The following is a 19,129-nucleotide window of genomic DNA, read 5'->3' on the forward strand; positions in this document are numbered from 1 at the left end:
GCACAGCGACGCGAACCGCGTACCGGCTGCCTGGAGGTGCCGTGCACGACATCGTACCGACCTGGGTCGGGACCACCGCCCGGCAGATCGCCCGGGCCGTACGCCGGGGAGACACCTCGGCGACCCGGGTCGTTGCCGACCATCTCGACCACATCGCCCGGGCCGACCCGGAGCTGTCCGCCTTCCGGGCGGTCCGTGGCGGCGAGGCCATCGTCGAAGCGGAGAAGGTCGACGAGCAGGAGGACCTGGCGAACCTGCCACTCGCCGGGGTGCCGGTGGCGATCAAGGAGAACACCCCGGTCGCCGGGCTGCCGACCTGGCGCGGATCGGCCGCCGCGCGGACCCCCGTGGCCGAACACGACCACGAGATCGTCCGCCGGATGCGCGGTGCCGGCGCGGTCGTCGTCGGGGTCACCCGGATGCCGGAGCTCGGGCTCTGGGCGACCACCGACGACGCCACGGCGACCAGCCGCAACCCCTGGCAGCTGGCGCGTACCCCGGGCGGTTCCTCCGGTGGCGCGGCGGCCGCGGTGGCCAGCGGCATGGTGCCGATCGCACACGGCAACGACGGATTCGGCTCGATCCGGATCCCGGCTGCCTGCTGCGGTCTGCTCGGGCTCAAACCGGGCCGCGACGTGGTTCCGCGACAGCTCGGCTCCGAGGACTGGTTCGGCCTCACCGAGCACGGCATCCTGACGACCTGCGTGGCGGACGCCGCGACCGGCTTCGCGGTGCTCGCCGGCCGGCGACCGGAGAAGCTGGTCCAGCCGGGCCGGCTGCGGGTGGCGGTCTCGCTCACCTCGCCGGTGGCCGGGCTGCGGGCCGACGCGGCCAACCGGGACGCGGTGGCGGCGACGTCGCGCCGGCTCACCGAGGCCGGTCACGACGTGGTAGGCACCGAACTGCGCTATCCGGCCTCGCTGGGGCTGCGCGGGCTGTCCACCTGGTTCGCCGCCGCGGCCGAGGACGCCGCCGCCGGCCGGTCCGGCGGCCGGGAACTGCAGCCACGGACCCGCCGGCACGTCGCGCTCGGCCGGTGGGCACAACGACGCGGGTACGTGCGGGAGGCCGACCGGACCGCCTGGCGGGACCGGATGACCGAATTCTTCACCGACCAGCGCGCCGACGTGCTGCTGACCCCGGCGCTGGCCAGCACCCCGCCGGCCGCGACCAGCTGGGCGCGCCGGTCCTGGGTGGCGAACATGTGGAGCTGCGTGCGGTACGCCCCGTACGCCGCGCCGTGGAACATGGCCGGACTGCCCGCGTTGGTGGTGCCGGCCGGGCTGCGCCCGGAAGGCCTGCCGGTCGGGGTCCAACTGGTCGGGCCGCCCGGCTCGGAGCTGCTGCTGCTCGCCGTGGCCGGCCAGCTGGAGATGATGGCGTCCTGGCCCCGGCACGCCCCGTCGTGGCCGAGAGTGGACAGTGCGGTATGACGGAACTGGTCGGACTGCCGGACGTCCTCGCCGCCCGGGACGTCCTGGCGGACGTGGTACGGGTGACTCCGCTGGAGCCGTCCCGCCCGTTGACCGCCCTGCTCGGCGGGCCGGTCTGGCTGAAGTGCGAGAATCTGCAGCGGGCCGGCTCCTACAAGGTGCGGGGCGCGTATCTGCGGCTCTCCCGGCTGACCGAGCAGCAGCGGCGGCGCGGGGTGGTCGCAGCCAGCGCCGGCAACCACGCCCAGGGCGTGGCACTCGCCGCCGGGCTGCTGGACATCGGCGCGACGGTGTTCATGCCGACCGGCGCGCCGTTGCCGAAGGTCGCCGCGACCAGAGGGTACGGTGCCCAGGTCGAGTTCGCCGGTACCACCGTGGACGAGGCGTTGGACGCGGCCCGGGAGTTCGCCGACCGTACCGGTGCGGTGCTTATCCACCCGTTCGACCATCCGGACGTCATCGCCGGTCAGGGCACCGTGGCGCTGGAGATCCTGGAGCAGTGCCCGGAGGTCACCACCATCGTCACTTCGGTGGGTGGCGGCGGGCTGATCTCCGGAATCGCGGTGGCGGTCAAGGCGCTGCGTCCGGACGTACGAGTGATCGGCGTGCAGGCGGACAGCGCGGCCGCGTACCCGCCGTCGCTGGCCGCCGGCGCCCCGGTGCGGTTGGCCGACTACCGTACGATCGCCGACGGCATCGCCGTGGGACGCCCTGGTGACCTGACGTTCGCGCACGTCAGCAAGTTGGTCGACGAGATCGTGACGGTCTCCGAGGAGGACCTGTCGCGGGCGCTGCTGATGCTGCTGGAGCGGGGCAAGCAGGTGGTCGAACCGGCCGGCTCGGCCGCGGTGGCGGCGCTGTTGTCCGGCGCGGTGCGGCCGACCACCCCGACGGTCGCGGTGCTCTCCGGCGGCAACATCGACCCGTTGCTGCTGTTGCGGGTGATCGAGTACGGCCTGGCCGCCGCCGGCCGGTACCTGCGGTTCACCGTGCGGTGCGGCGACCGGCCCGGCGAGCTGGCCGCGCTGCTGGTGCTGATCGCCGAGCAGCGGGCAAACGTGGTCGACGTCGATCATCAGCGGCGCAACCCGCACCTGCGGTTGGGTGAGGTCCAGGTCGGCCTGTCGGTGGAGACCCGCGGCCCGGAGCACTCGACCGAGCTGGTCGAGGTGCTCCGTGATCGCGGCTATCAGGTGGCGTTCGCCACCGCTGACTGAGCCATCTTCGCCGACTGACCCGCCGTCGCCGCTGCGGCAGCCGGGCTCAGCCGGCGAAGGGCTCGAACTTGTCGACAGTGACCTTGATGTCCGCGCCGCTCGGCGCGGTGTAGGTCACCGTCTGCCCCTGTCGGCTGCCCAGGATGGCCTGACCGAGCGCGGACTCCGGGCTGTAGACGGTCAGCTCGGTCGTCGAGGAGATCTCCCGGGAGCCGAGCAGGAAGGTCTCGGTGTCGGCGGGGTCGTCGTCAAAGTGGATCGTGACGACCGTGCCGGGCGCGACGCTGTCCGCGTTCGGTGCCTCGCCGACCTTGGCGGTACGCAGCAGCTCCTGCAGGTAGCGGATCCGGGCCTCCTGCTTGCCCTGCTCCTCGCGGGCGGCATGGTACCCGCCGTTTTCCCGTAGGTCGCCTTCCTCCCGACGGGCATTGATCTCGGCGGCCATCGCCGTCCGTCCGGCGATCAGCTCGTTGAGCTCGGCCTGGAGCCGGTCGTAAGCGTCCTGGGACAGCCAGGTGGTGGGCGCCTCGCGGTCGGTCGTGGACACAGACGATCTCCTTGTGGGCTTGCGGGCGGTCGAGGTCGAACTACCAACGTACCAGCGATCCGCACCGAGGTGCCGGGGTTGCAACGGCCCGGGTGTGCCGGCCGCCGGGTCGCCACCCCGCGCGGCGGGTGTGGCGAGGGTCACGGTCGGCTGGTCAGTCGGCGGGTCGGCAGCGCGGCACCTCGCCCAGGAACGCGACCCGTTCGGTGGCCAGCCGGTACGCGGTGCGGACGTGTCGTTCGCCCGGTTCGGCCCGGACGGTCACCTCGGACCGGCCCACCTCCGCGCCGTCCCGCGACCGGGCCCTGACCAGGCAGGTCGTCGCACCGCCGGGGGGGACCGTGACGGCGAAGTCGATGGTGATCCCGTCCTCGGTGGCCTCGGTGTAGGTGATCACCTCGGGCTGGTGCAGCGGGTCGCCGTAGAGCGTGTAGAGCCGGCCGGCGATCACCGTACCGACCAGCACCGCCACCGCCGTGAGCAGCGCGACGAGCCACGGCCGGCGCGCTCGGGGCGCGCGTCGCCGCCCGTACCGCCCGGGTGGGAACATGGCGGCGGTCGGTGCGGTTGTGGCGGACGTGTCGGTCACCCGGGACGGAACTCCTTGGCGGACGTGTCGGTGCGGTCGGCGAGAATGGTCGACGGGCCCATTGTCGCAGCCGGGCCCGGACGCCGCCGGCAGGGGATGTCAGGCACGGGATGAGGGAGCGTTTTCGTTGGCTGAGCAACTGCGTCTGATGGCGGTGCACGCCCATCCTGACGACGAGTCCAGCAAGGGTGCCGCGACGATGGCCAGGTACGTCGCGGAAGGTGCCCAGGTGCTGGTGGTGACCTGCACCGGCGGGGAGCGGGGCAGCGTGCTGAACCCGAAACTCGACCGGCCGGACGTGTGGGAGAACATCGCCGAGATCCGCCGGGCCGAGATGGACGCCGCCCGGGCGATCCTCGGCGTCGAGCAGGCCTGGTTGGGCTTCGTCGATTCGGGTCTGCCCGAGGGCGATCCGCTGCCGCCGCTGCCGGACGGGTGTTTCGCCTTGGAGCCGCTGGAGGAGGCGGCCGGGCCGTTGGTGCGGTTGATGCGGGAGTTCCGTCCGCACGTGGTGACCACCTACGACGAGGACGGCGGTTATCCGCATCCGGACCACATCATGTGCAACCGGGTCAGCGTCGCCGCGTTCGAGGCTGCCGGTGACCCGGCCCGCTACCCGGGTGTCGGTGGCGAGCCGTGGCAGCCGTTGAAGCTGTACTACTGCATGAGCTTCACCAGGGCGCGGATTCTCGCGCTGCACGAGGGGATGCTCGCGATCGGTCGGGAGTCGCCGTACCAGGAGTGGATGGACCGGTGGGAGGATCGCCCGGACAAGGGCGACCGGATCACCACCCGGGTCGACTGCGCCGACTACTTCCCGGTCCGCGACGACGCGCTGCGCGCGCACGCCACCCAGGTCGATCCGGACGGCTTCTGGTTCCAGGTGCCGATGGAGGTGCAGCGGCAGGCCTGGCCGACCGAGGATTTCGAGTTGGTCCGGTCGTTCGTCGAGAGCCCGAAGCCGGAATCCGACCTGTTTGCCGGGATTCGCGAGGGGCTCGGCCGATCCTGATCCGCCGGGCGTAACGTGTAGTCGACGTCAGCGACGCAGAGGGGTCCGATCGTGCTGAGTGCTGTCCATGTCCTGGCGGTGAACAACTTCGGGGACACCCGCAGCGGCGGTCTGGCCGGGCCGATGGGGCTGTTCCTGCTCCTGCTGCTCGCCGCCGCGACGGTGTTTCTGATCCGGAACATGAACGCCCGGCTGCGTCGGCTGCCCGAGCGGTTCGATGACCCGGGGCCGGGCAGCCGGTCGGCGTCGGCCGAACGCAATGTCCTTGATCCGACAGAAGGCGACTCGCGTCCAGGATCCCCTTTGTAACCGCTTACATGCGCTCTCACCAGGGACTTTTCTCCCCTCCAGTGGGCCTCAGCCGGTAAACCGGCCCAGTGGCCCCTGTTGCCGGAATCGGCTTTGGCTTAGCCTTCCGCCGGGGACCTTCAGTTCCTCCGACCGCGCGCGGAAAGGGGCGACCATGGATCGCACAGCTGTCGTCCCTGGTCGTACGGAACGGACGCGAGGGATGCTCATCATGGTCGGTCGTCCGCGCCGGGCCTCGGTCCACAGCCCAGCGGTCACCGGGAGTGACCCGTGACGCCGGCGCGGCCGGAACCGGCTGCGACCGCGCACGAAGCGACGACCGAAGCCCTGGACGGCGGGGGCCAGTGGCGGCTGCCTGTGTTCACCGTCGCCGTCGGTGTAGCCGCCGTCGCCACCATCGCCATCGGGCTGCTCACCGGGCCGGCTCCGCAGGCGTCGGCTCTCCCGGCCCCGGCCGGGTTCGCGATCGTCGCGGCACTGCTCGGCATCGCGCAACTCGCCCGACTGCGGTTCCGCATCGGCACCGGCACCGGCACGGTCAGCTTCACCTGGGGCGAGGCCGCCCTCATCGTCGGGCTCTACGTCCTTCCGGTCGGCTGGCTGCCGGCCGCCGCCGCCGTCGGCGTGGGCATCGCCTGGACCCTGCTGTCGCTCTTCTCCGAGTCCCGTACCGTGCCGGAGATACTCCGGGTCACCGCGTCGTTGACCGTCGCCGTCGCGGCGGCCGGCGTCGCCGCCCGGGCGGTCGCCGACCCGCACGCCCAGCAGCTCACCCCGCTGCTCGCCGCCGCCATGCTTCTCGGCGGACTGGTCTATCTACTGATCACCGCCGCCCTGGCCACGGTCGCCCTGGCGCTGCGGCACGGCCGGCCGTTCGGTGCCACCCTGCTACACGCGCTGCGCAACAAGCTGCTGATGTTCGTCGGCAACGTCCTGGTCGGGCTGGTCACGGTCGGGATGCTCGGCCACGATCCGCGCTGGCTGCTACTGCTGCCTCCGGTGCTGTGGCTGCTGCAGCAGACCTACGGACACCGGCTGCGGGTCGAGGACGAGCGTCGGGCCTGGCAGGAGTTCGCCCGGGCGACCCGGGCGCTCAACCAGCTCGACGAGCCGGCCGTCGTCGGCGCCGGAGTCGAAGGCGGGCTGGCCCTGTTCGGTGCCGAGCGGGTCGAGATCGACGTGCGGCAGGTCGACGGCAGGCTGTGGCGCTACGTCGGCGACGCCGACGGCGGGTTGCGCCGGTCGGAACCGCCGGCCGATCCCGTCGACCCCGTCGCGGCGGCTGAGGACGTCGCGGACGACGCCACCGACCAGATGCTCGTCCACCCGCTCACGGTCGGCCGGACCGGCGTCGGTGAGCTGCGGATCCACCTGCCGGCCAGCACCATGCCGAGGTCCCGGGACCGCAACGCGCTCTCCGCCTTCGGTGACGCGCTCGCCGCCGCCCTGCACGACGCGGCCACCGAGCGGGCACTGCGCCACCTCACCGACCGGACCATGCACCGGTCGATGCACGATCCGGTGACCGAGCTGCTCAACCGGGCGGCGCTGCTCACCAAGGGCGACGTCGCCCTGCACCGGCTGGAGCACGAGCACCCGATCGCTCTGCTGCTGCTCGACATCAAGGGCTTCAAAGAGGTCAACGACACCCTGGGCAACGCCGCCGGTGACGAGCTGCTGCAGTCCGCCGCTCGGCGGCTCAGCGACCGACTTCGCCCCGGCGAGCTGCTCGGCCGGCTCGGCAACGACGAGTTCGCCCTACTCCTGACGTCGCTGAGCCCGGCGGCCGCCGGTTGCGTCGAGCGGACCTCGCCGACCGGGGTGGCGATGCGCCGGGCCCGCGAGATCACCGCGATGCTGGCCGAGCCGACCGAGGTCGCCGGCGTGCGGATGTCGGTCGAAGGCGCGCTCGGCGTGGTGGTCGCCGGTGCCGGCACCGCCGACATGAACGAACTGCTCCGCCGGGCGAACATCGCGATGAGCCAGGCGAAGGCGATCGGCGGTAGCGTCGCCGGCTACGACAGCGCGAAGGACGCCGCCAACACCGACCAGTTGGCGCTGCTGGCCGAACTGCGCGCCGCGCTGGACGTCGACGACCAGCTCGAACTGGCCCTGCAGCCGGCGGTCGACCTCGCCACCGGCGGGCCGACCGGGGTGGAGGCGCTGATCCGGTGGCGGCATCCGCGCCGTGGCCGGCTCACCCCGGTCCACTTCGTCAGAGCGGTCGAGGGCAGTGAACTGCTCGCCCCGTTCACCCGGTACGTCGTCGACCGGGCGCTGTCGGCCGCCGCCGAGTGGGCGGCGCACGGCATCGACGTACCGATCTCGGTCAACATCTCGGCCCGGAGCTTGCTCGACCCGCAGCTGCCGGCCGAGATCGGCGAGCTGCTGCGCCGCCACCAGGTCCCGGCCCACCGGTTGGTGCTGGAGATCACCGAGACGGTGGTGATGAGCGAGTTGGAAATCATCGACGAGGTGCTGGCCAGCCTCCGGGAAATGGGCGTCCAGCTCGCCGTCGACGACTTCGGCACCGGGTTCTCCTCGCTGGCCTTCCTGACCCGGGTCACCGTCGACGAGCTGAAGGTCGACCGGTCGTTCGTGGTCCGGATGGCCGACTCGCCACGCGACGCCGCCATCGTGCGGCACACCGTCCGGCTGGGCCGCGAGATGGGCCTGCGGGTGGTCGCCGAGGGGGTGGAAACCGCCGACCAGCGGGCCACCCTGGCCGCCCTCGGCTGCGCCGCCGCGCAGGGCTACCACTTCTTCAAGCCGATGCCCGCCGACAAGGTGCTCGCGGTGCTCCGGTCCCTGGCGGACTCCGCACAGGCCCAGATCTACCCGCTGCGCGCGGACGGTGCGTCATGACCACCCGGGACTGGCTGGTCTTCGACTACGGCCAGGTCATCTCGCTGCCGCAGCCGCCGGCCGCGGTGGCCGCCATGGCCCAGCTGGCCGGGCTGCCGCAGGCCACCTTCGACGAGGGGTACTGGCGGCACCGGGACGCCTACGACGCCGGCTGGCCGGCCGACCGCTACTGGAGCCAGGTGGTCGGTCGGCCGCTGTCCGCCGACGATCCGCTCGTGGCCGCACTGGACCGGGCCGACGTCGCCAGCTGGTCGCAGCTGAATCCGCGTACCGTCGAGCTCGTCACCGACCTGGCCGCCGACGGACACGGACTGGCGCTGTTGTCCAACGCCCCCGAGTCCATCGCGACGGCGATCGACGCGGCCGACTGGGCGGGGGTGTTCCACCACCGGCTGTTCAGCTGCCGGCTGGCGCTGATCAAACCCGATCCGGCGATCTTCGCGGCGCTGCTGCACCGGCTCGGCGCGCCTGCCGACCGGGTCACCTTCATCGACGATCGGCCGGAGAACGTGCAGGCCGCCGCTGAGGCGGGCCTCACCGCGCTGCGCTACCCGGACGTTCCGGTGCCGACCCGGCGGTGAGCCGCCCACCGCCTGGCTATGGTCGAAACGTGCGGCCCCACACCATCGGGGTCGTGCCACGACCCCAAGGAGCGACCAGCGTGAACCGGCTCGGTGAGGCGACCAGCCCGTACCTGCAGCAGCATGCCGACAACCCGGTCGACTGGTGGCCGTGGTGCCCGGAGGCGTTCGACGAGGCCCGCCGCCGGGACGTGCCGGTGCTGATCTCGGTCGGGTACGCGGCCTGCCACTGGTGCCACGTGATGGCGCACGAGTCGTTCGAGGACGACGCGGTCGGGCAGCTGATCAACGACAACTTCGTCGCGATCAAAGCGGACCGGGAGGAACGTCCCGACGTGGACGCGGTCTACCTGGCCGCGACCCAGGCGATGACCGGTCAGGGCGGCTGGCCGATGACGGTGTTCGCCACCGCCGACGGCACCCCGTTCTTCTGCGGGACCTACTTCCCGCAGGCGAACTTCGTCCGACTGCTCCAGTCGGTCGGTGCCGCCTGGCGCGACCAGCGAGACGCCGTACTGCGTCAGGGGGCTGCGGTCGCCGAGGCGGTCGGCGGGGCGCAGGCGGTCGGCGGGGCGACCACGCCGTTGACCGCCGACCTGCTCGACGCCGCCGCGGTGACGCTGGGCAAGGAGTACGACCCGACGCACGGCGGGTTCGGCGGGGCGCCGAAGTTCCCCCCGCATCTCAGCCTGCTCTTTCTGCTGCGGCATCATCAGCGCACCGGCTCCGCCGACAGCCTCGAGATCGTCCAGCACACCTGCGAGGCGATGGCCCGGGGCGGTATCTACGACCAACTCGCCGGGGGCTTCGCCCGGTACGCGGTGGACGGCACCTGGACCGTGCCGCACTTCGAGAAGATGCTCTACGACAACGCGCTGCTGCTGCGGGTCTACACGCTGCTGTGGCGGCTCACCGGCGACCGGATGGCCGGCCGGATCGCCCGAGAGACGGTCCGCTTCCTCGCCGAGGCGCTCGCCGTACCCGGTGGTGGATTCGCCTCCGCGTTGGACGCCGACACCGGCGGGGTCGAAGGTGCCAGCTACGTGTGGACCCCGCAGCAGCTGGTCGAGGTCCTCGGCGAGGCCGACGGCCGGTGGGCGGCCGACCTGTACGGGGTGACCGGCGACGGCAGCTTCGAACACGGCACCAGCGTGCTGCGGCTGGCCCGCGACGTCGACGACACGCCGCCGGAGCAGCTGGACCGGGTTCGGGCGGCGCTGCGCCGGGCCCGGTCGGCCCGGCCGCAGCCGGCCCGGGACGACAAGGTCGTGACCGCCTGGAACGGCCTGGCCGTCACCGCACTGGTCGAGTTCGCCACCACCGCAGGCGCCCTGACCGCCGGCACCGACGCCCTGACCGGCACCGCAGACGGCACCGACGGTGACGTCGAGCTGGCGGCCGAGTTGGCGATCGCGACCGGAGCGCATCTGGCCCGTACCCACCTGGTCGGCGGACGGCTGCGCCGGGTCTCCCGGGACGGTCTGGTCGGCGCGCCCGACGGGGTGCTGGAGGACTACGGCTGCCTCGCCGAGGCGTTCTGCTCGCTGCACCAGCTCACCGGGGAACGCCGATGGCTGGACCTCGCCGGCGAGCTGCTGGACGTCGCGTTGGCCCGGTTCGCCGCCGACAACGGCGGCTTCTACGACACCGCCGACGACGCCGAACAGCTGGTCGCCCGTCCGGCGGACCCGACCGACAACGCCACCGCGTCCGGGCTTTCGGCCACCGCCGCCGCGCTCACCGGGTACGCGGCGCTGCGCGGCGCTCCGCAGTACCGGGCCGCCGCCGAAGCCGCGCTGGCCACCGTCGCGCCGGTGGTCGCCCGGCACGCCCGGTTCACCGGCTACGCCGCCGCCATCGGTGAGGCGCTGCTGTCCGGTCCGTACGAGATCGCCGTGGTCACCGAGGACCCGACCGGTGATCCGCTGCTGCGTGCGGCGCGGCGGCACGCGCCGCCCGGCGCGGTGGTGGTCGCCGGCCGTCCCGATCAGGCCGGCGTACCGCTGCTGGCGGACCGGCCGATGATCAGCGGGGCGTCGACCGCGTACGTCTGCCGGGGCTTCGTCTGCGACCGGCCGGCCACCTCCGTCGCGGACCTGGTCGCGCAGCTGAGTTAGGCTGTCGCCGCCATGGATACCCGTACCGGACTGCCTGTCGTCGGCATGGTGGGTGGTGGGCAGCTCGCCCGGATGACCCACCAGGCCGCGATCGCGCTCGGCCAGTCGCTGCGCGTGCTGGCCCGTACGCCGGAGGACGGCGCCGCCCTGGTCGCCGCAGACGTGCAGTACGGCGAGCACACCGACCTCGCCGCGCTGCGTACCTTCGCCAAAGGCTGCGACGTGGTCACCTTCGACCACGAGCAGGTGCCGGGCGAGCACATCCGGGCGCTGGCCGCCGACGGCGTGCGCCTTTACCCGGGCGCCGACGCGCTGCGCTGCGCCCAGGACAAGGCGGTGATGCGGCAGCGGCTGACCGAGCTGGGTGCCCCGGTGCCCCGCTGGCAGCGGATCGGCTCGGTCGACGAGCTGGCCGCGTTCGGCGCCGAGGTCGGCTGGCCGGTGGTGGTCAAGGCCGCACGCGGCGGCTACGACGGCCGCGGGGTGTGGTTGCTGGACACACCGGACGAGCTGGCAGCCGTCGGCCTCGAACCGGCCGACCCGGCGGTGGAGCTGATCGCCGAGGAGCGGGTGAAGCTGGTCCGCGAGCTGGCGGTGCAGGTGGCCCGCTCGCCCTTCGGCCAGCTGGCGGTCTACCCGGTGGTGGAGACCGTGCAGCGGGACGGCATCTGCGTCGAGGTGCTGGCACCCGCTCCGGCCCTGCCGCAGTCGCGCGCTCTGGCGGCCCAGCAGTTGGCCATCGACCTGGCCAGCGCGCTCGACGTGGTCGGGCTGCTGGCGGTGGAGTTGTTCGAGGTGCCCGGTGGCGGTGGCCTGGTGGTCAACGAGCTGGCGATGCGGCCGCACAATTCCGGCCACTGGACGATCGAAGGGGCGCGTACCTCCCAGTTCGAGCAGCATCTGCGGGCGGTCCTGGACTATCCGATGGGTGACACCGGGCTGACCGCCCCGGCGGTGGTGATGGCGAACGTGCTGGGCGGCGCGGACGGCGGGATGGGCATCGACGAGCGGCTGCACCACCTGTTCGCGACCGACCCCGGTGCCAAGGTCCACCTGTACGGAAAACAGGTGCGGCCGGGCCGCAAGATCGGCCACGTGACGGTGCTCGGCGAGGATCTCGCCGACGTACGCAACCGGGCCGCCCGGGCCGCCCGCTGGCTACAGGAGGGGCGATGATCGGCGTCATCATGGGCAGCGACTCGGACTGGCCGACGATGCGGGCCGCCGCCGAGGCCCTCGCCGAGTTCGACGTCGAGCACGAGGTACGGGTGATTTCGGCGCACCGCACCCCGCACGGCATGCTCGACTATGCCGGCACCGCAGCCGACCGGGGCGTCCAGGTGATCATCGCCGGGGCGGGCGGCGCGGCGCACCTACCGGGCATGGTCGCCTCGGCGACCCCGCTGCCGGTGATCGGGGTGCCGGTGCCGTTGAAGTATCTGGACGGGATGGACTCGCTGCTGTCGATCGCGCAGATGCCGGCGGGCGTGCCGGTGGCCACGGTGTCGATCGGTGGCGCCCGCAACGCCGGTCTGCTGGCGGTGCGGATCCTCGCCGCCACCGACCCGGGACTGCGCGCCCGGATGCTCGCCTACCAGCAGGAGCTGGTCGAGCTGGTCGCCGCGAAGGACGCCGCGCTGCAGGCGTCGCGCGGCACGGCGTAGCCCTGGCTCTGTTTCCCCCGGCCCCTTGCGGGAACAGCCGTCAGCGCATGCCGCGCAGTGCGCCGCGTACCCGCTCCTGGGTCTGCCGGCGCCACTCGCTGCTGGCCCCGAGCGCCAGCAGGACCAGACCGACCGGGATCAGCACCAGCCACGGCCCGAAGAAGGTCAACGCGTGCAACGCGGTCACCGCGCTGACCACCGTACCGACCACTACCGGGGCCTGCTGCTGACTCATTGCCCCGACCAGCAGGGTGCCGACCGCACCGAGCAGCAACAGGACCTGCCGGAAACTGTTCTCCCCGGAGCTGATCACCAGCACCAGAGTGGGCAGGAACGCTGCGGCCAGTGCCGGCCCGTACGCCGTCCAGCTGCTCAGGTCCGGCCGGTGCCGCAACTCCAGGACCCCGACCAGCAGCGCGAGGACGGCGAACGGCAAGGTGTACGCCTCGGTGAGCGCCACGTCGGTGATCCGCATCAGCATCCACCAGGCGGTGATCTCGCAGCCGACCGCCAGCCAGAACAGCACCCGGCGCTCCATCGCGCGGCGGCCCGGCCGGGTGGCCGTCACGCCGAGCACGGCACCCCAGGCGGCCAGCAGCCCGGCCAGATGCGCGGCCGAGTCGTACGCCAGGGCCAGTGCGAGCAGTGCGGCTGCGTAGCTGCTCCACTCGACCACCGCCGCCTCGCGTACCGCCTCGGGGTGGCTGAGCCGGGGCAGCCGGGTCGCGGACAGCAGCAGGCCGGCACCGACGGCGAGTACGCCGAACGCCGACCAGCTCGGCGGAAGGCCGGCGACGAGGCCCATGGTCAGCACGAACATCTGCGCCATCACCGAGGCGAACAGCCAGCCGAGGATCCGGGCCGGCTGGCTGCGTCCGGCGTACGCGGCGACCGCTCCGACGCAGACCGAGCTGCCGAGGGTGAAGACGGTCAGTTGATCGTTGGCCAGCGCGCCGGCGAGCCCGGCGCCACCGGCGGCGAGGCCGATCAGGAACAGCAGCCGGCGGGCTATGCGCAGTGGCCGGTGCCGTTCGGTGTCCGGCGGCGGTTCGGTCAACGCCAGTCCGACCATGGCGACCGCGAAGACCAGCAGCGCCGCCATGGTTCCGGCCGGCCAGCCGACGCCGAACGACATCGGGGTGATCAGCAGGGTGATCGCCACGCCGGGCAGTACCACCGGAACCGCCTGGCCCGGCTGGCCGGTGTTGAACCCGGTCGCAGCCAGCGCCGCCGCGACGGTGAGCAGCAGCGCGGCGAGCACGTTGGTCGGGTCCACAGCGGCGGCCGGCGGATCGAGCAGCCCGGCCGGTGGTCCCTGCCAGATCGCGGCCAGGGTGCGGTACGGCTCGACCAGCGCGGCGGTCAGCGTCGGCGCCACCGCAGCGACGGCCAGCGCGGTGGGCAGCGCGGCGGCCGCCAACGCACCCTTCACCGGGCTGATCGCCCACTCCTGGCCAATCTCCAGCGGCCCCGGCTGGCTCCACCGGCCGCCGAGCCCGGACCATCGGCGACTCGGCCGGGACAGGTCCACCGGCGGTGGGGTGGCTGCCCGGAGCAGTTCGGCGAGTACGCCGAGCAACGCGGCACCGGCGGCGTACATGCCGGTCGGCAGGTCGGTCGGGAGCGAGGCGAGGGCGGTGACCGTCGCGCCGGCGGCCAACCCGACGGTGGCATACGGCAGGTAGTGCGGCACCCGGCGGCGGACCATGGCCAGCACCGCGACGCCGAGCGCCGAGGCGGCCAACGCCCCGGTCAGCACGATCTCCGTGGTCCAGACGAGCGCGGCAGCCAGCGCAGCGACCGCTCCGGGCAGGGCCAGCAGCGCGGCGCCGGTCGCCGCGCCACCGATCTTCGCCAGGTGCGCCGGCATCGACTCCTGGTCGGGGACGGGCTGTCCGGTTCCTGTCTGGTCGGCCTGAGCGGCGGCCTGGTCGGCCAGCGTCACGGTGGCGATGACCCGGGCGAGTACCGCCACCACCACGCAGGTCAGCACCACGACACCGAGCGCGGCGGCGGTGGTCCACGGACGGACCAGGCTGGCACCGATGGCGTACAGGGCGACCGCCACGGCGACGCCGGCTCGGGCGGTGGCCGCCTGTGGATCGGTGGCGGCCACCGAGACGATCCCGTACCCGATCGCGACCAGGCAGCCGACCACGATCGGCGACCACCAGGGCAGGCCGAGCGCCGCCGGGGTGCCGACGGTGGCGAGCGCGACCAGCACGCCGGCGGCGTGGAACGACCAGGGTCGGGGCAGCGCGACGGCGGCGGCCAGCGCGAGCAGCACCAGGGCCAGCGGCACCTGCCACGAGTTGGCGGCGACCTCGGTGGACCAGGCGGTCAGGTCCGCCTGCCAGAGCTGGCCCGGGGTGGCCAGTGCCTGGATGCCGCCGGCGACCGCCGTGTAGCCGGCGAGGACGGCGATGACCCCACCGCTGACCGCGGTACCCAGGACCGGTCCACGCCGCCAGTGCTCGGGCAGGGCGCGTACGGCGACCGCCACCAGCAGGGTCAGCGCCGCGCTGGCCACCAGTTCGGTGCCGGGTACCACGATCGCGCTGACCCTGGCCAGCGTGCCGACCAGCGCGGCGGTGGCGGCCGCCGCGGCGTAGTCGGGGCCGTCGAGCAACCGGTCCGCTCGCCGGCCGGCGTCGATCGACGGTGCCATGAGCAGCAGCCCCACGGCGACCAGCAGCCCGACGGCGACCCACACGTCGGCGATGGTCGCGCCGGGCGAGCCGAACGCCGCGGCGGTGACCGCAAGCGCTCCCAGCCCGGCGCCGATGGTCAACGGTCGGGGGATCTGTCGTTCGGCCACCTGCGCCAGCGCCGAGTAGCCGAGCGTGCCGCAGACCGCGAGGAAACCGGCGGCCAGGATCGGGGCGGTCGTCTCCTGGACAGCCAGCGCGGTCGGCCCCGGTGGCGGCACCAGGGCGGTGACGAACGCCGCCACCCCACCGGGCAGGGCGAAGGCGGCACCGCCGGCGGCCCAACCGCCGACCGCGTCCCCGGCCGGCCGGCGACGTACCTCCGGCAGCGTCCCGGCCACCGCGATCAGTACGCCGGCGGCGGCCAGCACCAGCAGAGCGGCGGCGGTGGAGCCCGGTCGGGCCAGCGCCGCGCCGGCACCGGCGGCGCCGAGCACCGCCGCGCAGATCACGTGCACCCGGGCGGCCCGGGTGGTGTCGGTGAGGAAGCCGGTGCCGGCCACCGCGACGGCGGCGAGCACCGGCAGCCACGGTGCGGCGTACCAGGGCAGGGCGAAGGACGCCGGTACGGCCAGTGCGGTCAACGTCACGCCGACGACGGTCGCCTCGCGACGCCATTCGACCGGCATGGCGACCGCCGCCGCGACGGTGATCAGCAGCGCGGCCAGGGCGAGCTGCCAGTCGGCGGGCCCGGCGTAGTCGACCAGGCTCTGCTGGTAGCCGGCCAGGTCGGCCCGCCAGGCGGGCAACGCGGCGCGGACCGGTGCCAGCGCCGCCCGCAGCGCGCCGCCGGCGACGAGTACGCCGAGCACGGTCAACGCGGCCGCGGCCGCGAGCTGCGGGCCACGGCGAACCCGCTCCGGCAGGGCCCGTACGCCGATCCCGGCGACGGCGACCACGGCGGCGATCAGCAGCAGCGCCGGGCCCGGTAGGGCGACCGCCGCGACGCGGCTGGCCGCGCCGATGACCGCCAGGGCGAACACGCCGGCGGCCAGGTCCGGCAGCGGCGGGTGGCCCAGGGTGAATCCGCCGGCGAGCCCGACCCCGGCGGCGACCAGCAGCACCGCCGCAGCGATCAGCGCGGCGGGCACCGTGTCGGCGCGCAGCACCGCCACCACGGCGAACAGCAGCGCGGCGGTGACGGCGAGCCCGTGCAGGGTCCAGATCAGGTCGCGTAGCCAGAGGACGGCCGCAGTGGGTGCCGGCGGTAGCCAGCCCGGCCCTCGGCCACCGTTGCCGCCACCGGGCGGCTCGCCCTCGACGACGGCGTCGGCCTCCTCCGGCGCGCTCTCCGGCCGGTCGGAGCCGGTACCGGTAGCGGTAGCGGTAGCGGACGGTGTCAGCCCGGCGGGCCCGCTGGACCGGTCGCCGGGCCGGCTGCCGCTGTCCGGTCCGGTCGGCGCGTCCGGCCGGGATCGTGGCACCGTAGGCGACCCGAACCGCCAGCCGGCGCCGAGCTGCCCGGGGCCGCTCAGCAGCCGGACCAGCAGCAGGTCGAGAACGGCGACCACGGCGAGCGCCGACGCCCAACCGGCCGGCCCCCGGATCAGGTCCTGACCGAGCAGCGGCACGATCGGCTGGATCGCGAGCACCATGCCGTACCGGGGCAGGCGTAGCCCGGTCGTGGCGGCGTACCCGGCGGCGACCAGCGCGGTGACGGCGAAGGTGAGGCCGGCGAACGCCGACGGGCTGACCGGACCGGCCCGGACGGCGTCGGTCGCCCAGATCGCGTAGCCGTCGATCGGGACGAGGACCAGCGCCACGGCGGCGATCGTCTCCGCGGTGGAGGTGAGCCCGCGGGCGGCGACCGCGGGCGGGGCCGCGAGCAGCAGTAGCGTGCCGGCGAACAGCACGCTCAGCCGGGTGACGTCGGGCAACGCGCTGTTGGCGACGGCGGCGAACACCACCACCGCCATCAGCGCGCCGAGGCCGAGCAGAACGTTCTGGATCGACTGGGCGGACGCCTCCGGTCGGGTGCCGTCCGACGCCAGGACCTGGGTCGGATCGTCGCCGGCGGCGGGCGGCGGGTAGCCGGGCGGGCCGGATCCGGGCGGTTCGGAGCCCGGCGGTGGCCCGGTCGGTGGCGTGTCGTCGTCGGCGGCCAGGTTGGGGCTCTGCCGGGGGAACCTTGGCGGGGCGGCGCCCTGGTCGGCGGTCGGGGGCCGACGCCCGGCCCGGCGGCGGACCGAGACCCGGGGCCCCGGGCCACGCCGGCCGGCGGCACCACCGGTGGACAGGATGTCCCGCTGGAAGATCGCCGCCTGCAGATCGCTGGCCATCTGCTTCTGCTCTTTGGCCAGTGCGAGCTCGCGGGCCTTCATCTCGGCGATGGACCGCTCGATGCGGGCCAGGTCCTCAGCGAACTGCGGCTGCTCGGCACCGCACCGTGGGCAGGTCGCCGCCGCCGGCACGGTCCGCCCGCACGAGGCGCAGCGGTACGGCGTACTCATGGCACCCTCCTCCACGCCCGGACCACACTGTGGACCACTCCCTACGAAGCATGCCTAAACCAAGCAACTGTTGAACAGCCCTGGGCGGCGTGGAGATCGGAGAAAAACCGGCCGTGGGTCCGGGACGGACCCACGACCGGCCGGTTCGGTGCGGGCGGTGCCGGGCTCAGGGGCGGCCCATGCCCCGGTACTGCCAGCCGGCGCCGGTCCACAACGTCGAGTCGAGGCAGTTCCGACCGTCGATCACCCGACGGCCGGCGACCAGCTCACCCAACGCCACCGGATCGGCGTTACGGAAGTCGGCCCACTCGGTCAGGACGCAGACCAGGTCGGCGTCGCGGACCGCGTCGACCATCGACGGTACGTAGGTCAGGTCCGGCTGCGCCCGCCGGGCGTTCTCCGTACCCTCCGGGTCGAAGACCCGCACCTGCGCGCCGGTCTTGGCGAGCATCGCCGCCACCGCCAGCGACGGCGCGTCCCGTACGTCGTCGGAGTTGGGTTTGAACGTCGCCCCCAGCACCGCCACCGTGGTGCCGGACAGATCCGGCCCGGCCGGCCCGGACCGGCGGCCCAGCAGCTCGGCCGCCAACTGCACCACCCGGGACCGCCGCCGCTGGTTGATCAGATCCACCTCGTGCAGGAACCGCAACGCCTCACCCGCACCCAGCTCCTGCGCCCGCGCCTGGAACGCCCGAATGTCCTTCGGCAGACAGCCACCACCGAACCCGACCCCAGCCTGCAGGAACCGGTTACCGATCCGCGGGTCGTAGCCGATCGCCCGGGCCAGCTGGGTCACGTCACCGCCGGCCACCTCACACACCTCGGCCATCGCGTTGATGAACGAGATCTTCGTGGCCAGGAACGCGTTCGCCGCGACCTTCACCAGCTCGGCGGTGGCGAAGTCGGTCACCACCAACGGCACCTCCCGGTCCTCGGTGGCGGCCAGGTCGAACACCCCCTTGTGGGCGGCGTACAGCATGCCGTTGGCCCACTCGCTGCGTACCCCGACCACGATCCGGTTCGGCCGCAGCACGTCCTCGACGGCGAAGCCCTCCTGCAGAAACTCCGGACTCCACGCCACCTCGACGCCCAGATCGCCCGGGGCGTGCTTGCCGACCAGCTGCTCGATCCACTCCGCGGTGCCGACCGGCACCGTCGACTTGCCGACGATCAACGCCTTACGGGACAGGTGCTGGGCCAGACCGGTCACCGCCGCCTCGACGTACGACAGGTCGGCGCCCATCGCGTCGGCCCGCTGCGGGGTACCCACACAGATGAAGTGCACGTCACCGAACTCGGCCGTCGCCGCCATGTCGGTGGTGAACCGCAGTCGCCCAGCGGCCAGACTCCGCTTGAGCAGTTCGTCCAGGCCCGGCTCGTGGAACGGCACCTCACCTGCGGACAGCTTCGCGATCTTGTCGGCGTCGACGTCGTAGCCGATCACCTCGTAGCCGAGCTCGGCGAAACAGATTGCGTACGTCGCTCCGAGGTAGCCGGTGCCGAGGAAGGTCAGCCGCGGGCGGGGGGCACCCGACGGCGGGGCTACCGCCGCGATGGCCGGAACGGGCTGGATGTTCGGGTACGGGATGGTCACGCCTTGTTCTCCGCTCGCGCTGGCGGCGCTGTGGTCGCGTCGC

13 protein-coding genes are annotated in these 19,129 nt (G+C 73.4%); 9 read left to right on the forward strand and 4 right to left on the reverse strand.

Going from position 1 to position 19,129, the window contains the following annotated elements; all coding sequences use genetic code 11:
• Window positions 1-41: 41 nt before the first annotated feature.
• Together ACFHWT_RS12555 and ilvA are read left to right on the forward strand one after the other, a co-directional pair.
• Complete coding sequence (locus tag ACFHWT_RS12555) at window positions 42-1,433, forward strand: amidase (protein WP_416594778.1); 1,392 nt, start codon at window positions 42-44, stop codon at window positions 1,431-1,433.
• The gene (ilvA, locus tag ACFHWT_RS12560; protein ID WP_416594779.1) at window positions 1,430-2,650 is read left to right on the forward strand and encodes a threonine ammonia-lyase; all 1,221 of its coding nucleotides are present in this window, start codon (window positions 1,430-1,432) and stop codon (window positions 2,648-2,650) included. The genes ACFHWT_RS12555 and ilvA overlap by 4 nt, the downstream gene beginning before the upstream one ends.
• Before the next feature lie 46 nt (window positions 2,651-2,696).
• On the opposite strand, the gene greA is transcribed toward ilvA, so the two are convergent.
• Entirely contained in the window at window positions 2,697-3,197 is a 501-nt protein-coding gene (gene greA / locus ACFHWT_RS12565) for a transcription elongation factor GreA (protein WP_123605996.1), read from the reverse strand.
• A gap of 154 nt (window positions 3,198-3,351) precedes the next feature.
• Entirely contained in the window at window positions 3,352-3,786 is a 435-nt protein-coding gene (locus ACFHWT_RS12570; protein WP_416594780.1) for a DUF4307 domain-containing protein, read from the reverse strand.
• 127 nt (window positions 3,787-3,913) lie between these two features.
• On the opposite strand from ACFHWT_RS12570, the gene mca reads away from it, so the two are divergent.
• The 7 genes from mca (at window position 3,914) to purE (ending at window position 12,334) form a co-directional block, all read left to right on the forward strand.
• Window positions 3,914-4,798: a mycothiol conjugate amidase Mca gene (gene mca / locus ACFHWT_RS12575; RefSeq protein ID WP_416594781.1), complete on the forward strand. Its 885-nt coding sequence runs from the start codon at window positions 3,914-3,916 to the stop codon at window positions 4,796-4,798.
• 51 nt (window positions 4,799-4,849) lie between these two features.
• On the forward strand, window positions 4,850-5,107 hold the full coding sequence (locus ACFHWT_RS12580) for a hypothetical protein (protein ID WP_416594782.1): 258 nt from the start codon (window positions 4,850-4,852) through the stop codon (window positions 5,105-5,107).
• Window positions 5,108-5,434: 327 nt separating this feature from the next.
• Complete coding sequence (locus ACFHWT_RS12585) at window positions 5,435-7,972, forward strand: putative bifunctional diguanylate cyclase/phosphodiesterase (RefSeq protein ID WP_416594858.1); 2,538 nt, start codon at window positions 5,435-5,437, stop codon at window positions 7,970-7,972.
• A complete protein-coding gene (locus ACFHWT_RS12590) occupies window positions 7,969-8,553 on the forward strand; it encodes an HAD-IA family hydrolase (protein ID WP_416594783.1) in 585 nt (194 codons plus the stop codon). Before ACFHWT_RS12585 ends, ACFHWT_RS12590 begins: the two co-directional genes overlap by 4 nt.
• Window positions 8,554-8,633: 80 nt before the next feature.
• Window positions 8,634-10,670 (forward strand): thioredoxin domain-containing protein, encoded by a 2,037-nt coding sequence (locus ACFHWT_RS12595; RefSeq protein ID WP_416594859.1) that lies wholly within the window; start codon window positions 8,634-8,636, stop codon window positions 10,668-10,670.
• A gap of 12 nt (window positions 10,671-10,682) precedes the next feature.
• Window positions 10,683-11,846, forward strand: a complete 1,164-nt coding sequence (locus ACFHWT_RS12600) for a 5-(carboxyamino)imidazole ribonucleotide synthase (protein ID WP_416594784.1) — start codon at window positions 10,683-10,685, stop codon at window positions 11,844-11,846.
• Window positions 11,843-12,334, forward strand: coding sequence for a 5-(carboxyamino)imidazole ribonucleotide mutase (gene purE / locus ACFHWT_RS12605; protein WP_416594785.1), 492 nt, complete (start codon window positions 11,843-11,845; stop codon window positions 12,332-12,334). The genes ACFHWT_RS12600 and purE overlap by 4 nt, the downstream gene beginning before the upstream one ends.
• A gap of 40 nt (window positions 12,335-12,374) precedes the next feature.
• Here the strand turns inward: purE and ACFHWT_RS12610 are convergent, their stop codons facing one another.
• Entirely contained in the window at window positions 12,375-17,492 is a 5,118-nt protein-coding gene (locus ACFHWT_RS12610) for an SCO7613 C-terminal domain-containing membrane protein (RefSeq protein WP_416594786.1), read from the reverse strand.
• 166 nt (window positions 17,493-17,658) lie between these two features.
• A complete protein-coding gene (locus tag ACFHWT_RS12615; RefSeq protein ID WP_416594787.1) occupies window positions 17,659-19,086 on the reverse strand; it encodes a UDP-glucose dehydrogenase family protein in 1,428 nt (475 codons plus the stop codon).
• Window positions 19,087-19,129 lie beyond the last annotated feature (43 nt).

The organism is Micromonospora sp. LOL_021 (assembly GCF_048060215.1).
Classification (GTDB): Bacteria; Actinomycetota; Actinomycetes; order Mycobacteriales; family Micromonosporaceae; genus Micromonospora_E.

Bases quoted from the DNA above. Each gene is read 5' to 3' on its own strand.
- ilvA (WP_416594779.1), top strand. From the start codon at position 1,430: ATGACGGAACTGGTCGGACTGCCGGACGTCCTCGCCGCCCGGGACGTC.
- ACFHWT_RS12590 (WP_416594783.1), top strand. From the start codon at position 7,969: ATGACCACCCGGGACTGGCTGGTCTTCGACTACGGCCAGGTCATCTCG.
- ACFHWT_RS12600 (WP_416594784.1), top strand. From the start codon at position 10,683: ATGGATACCCGTACCGGACTGCCTGTCGTCGGCATGGTGGGTGGTGGG.
- purE (WP_416594785.1), top strand. From the start codon at position 11,843: ATGATCGGCGTCATCATGGGCAGCGACTCGGACTGGCCGACGATGCGG.
- ACFHWT_RS12610 (WP_416594786.1), bottom strand. From the start codon at position 17,492: ATGAGTACGCCGTACCGCTGCGCCTCGTGCGGGCGGACCGTGCCGGCG.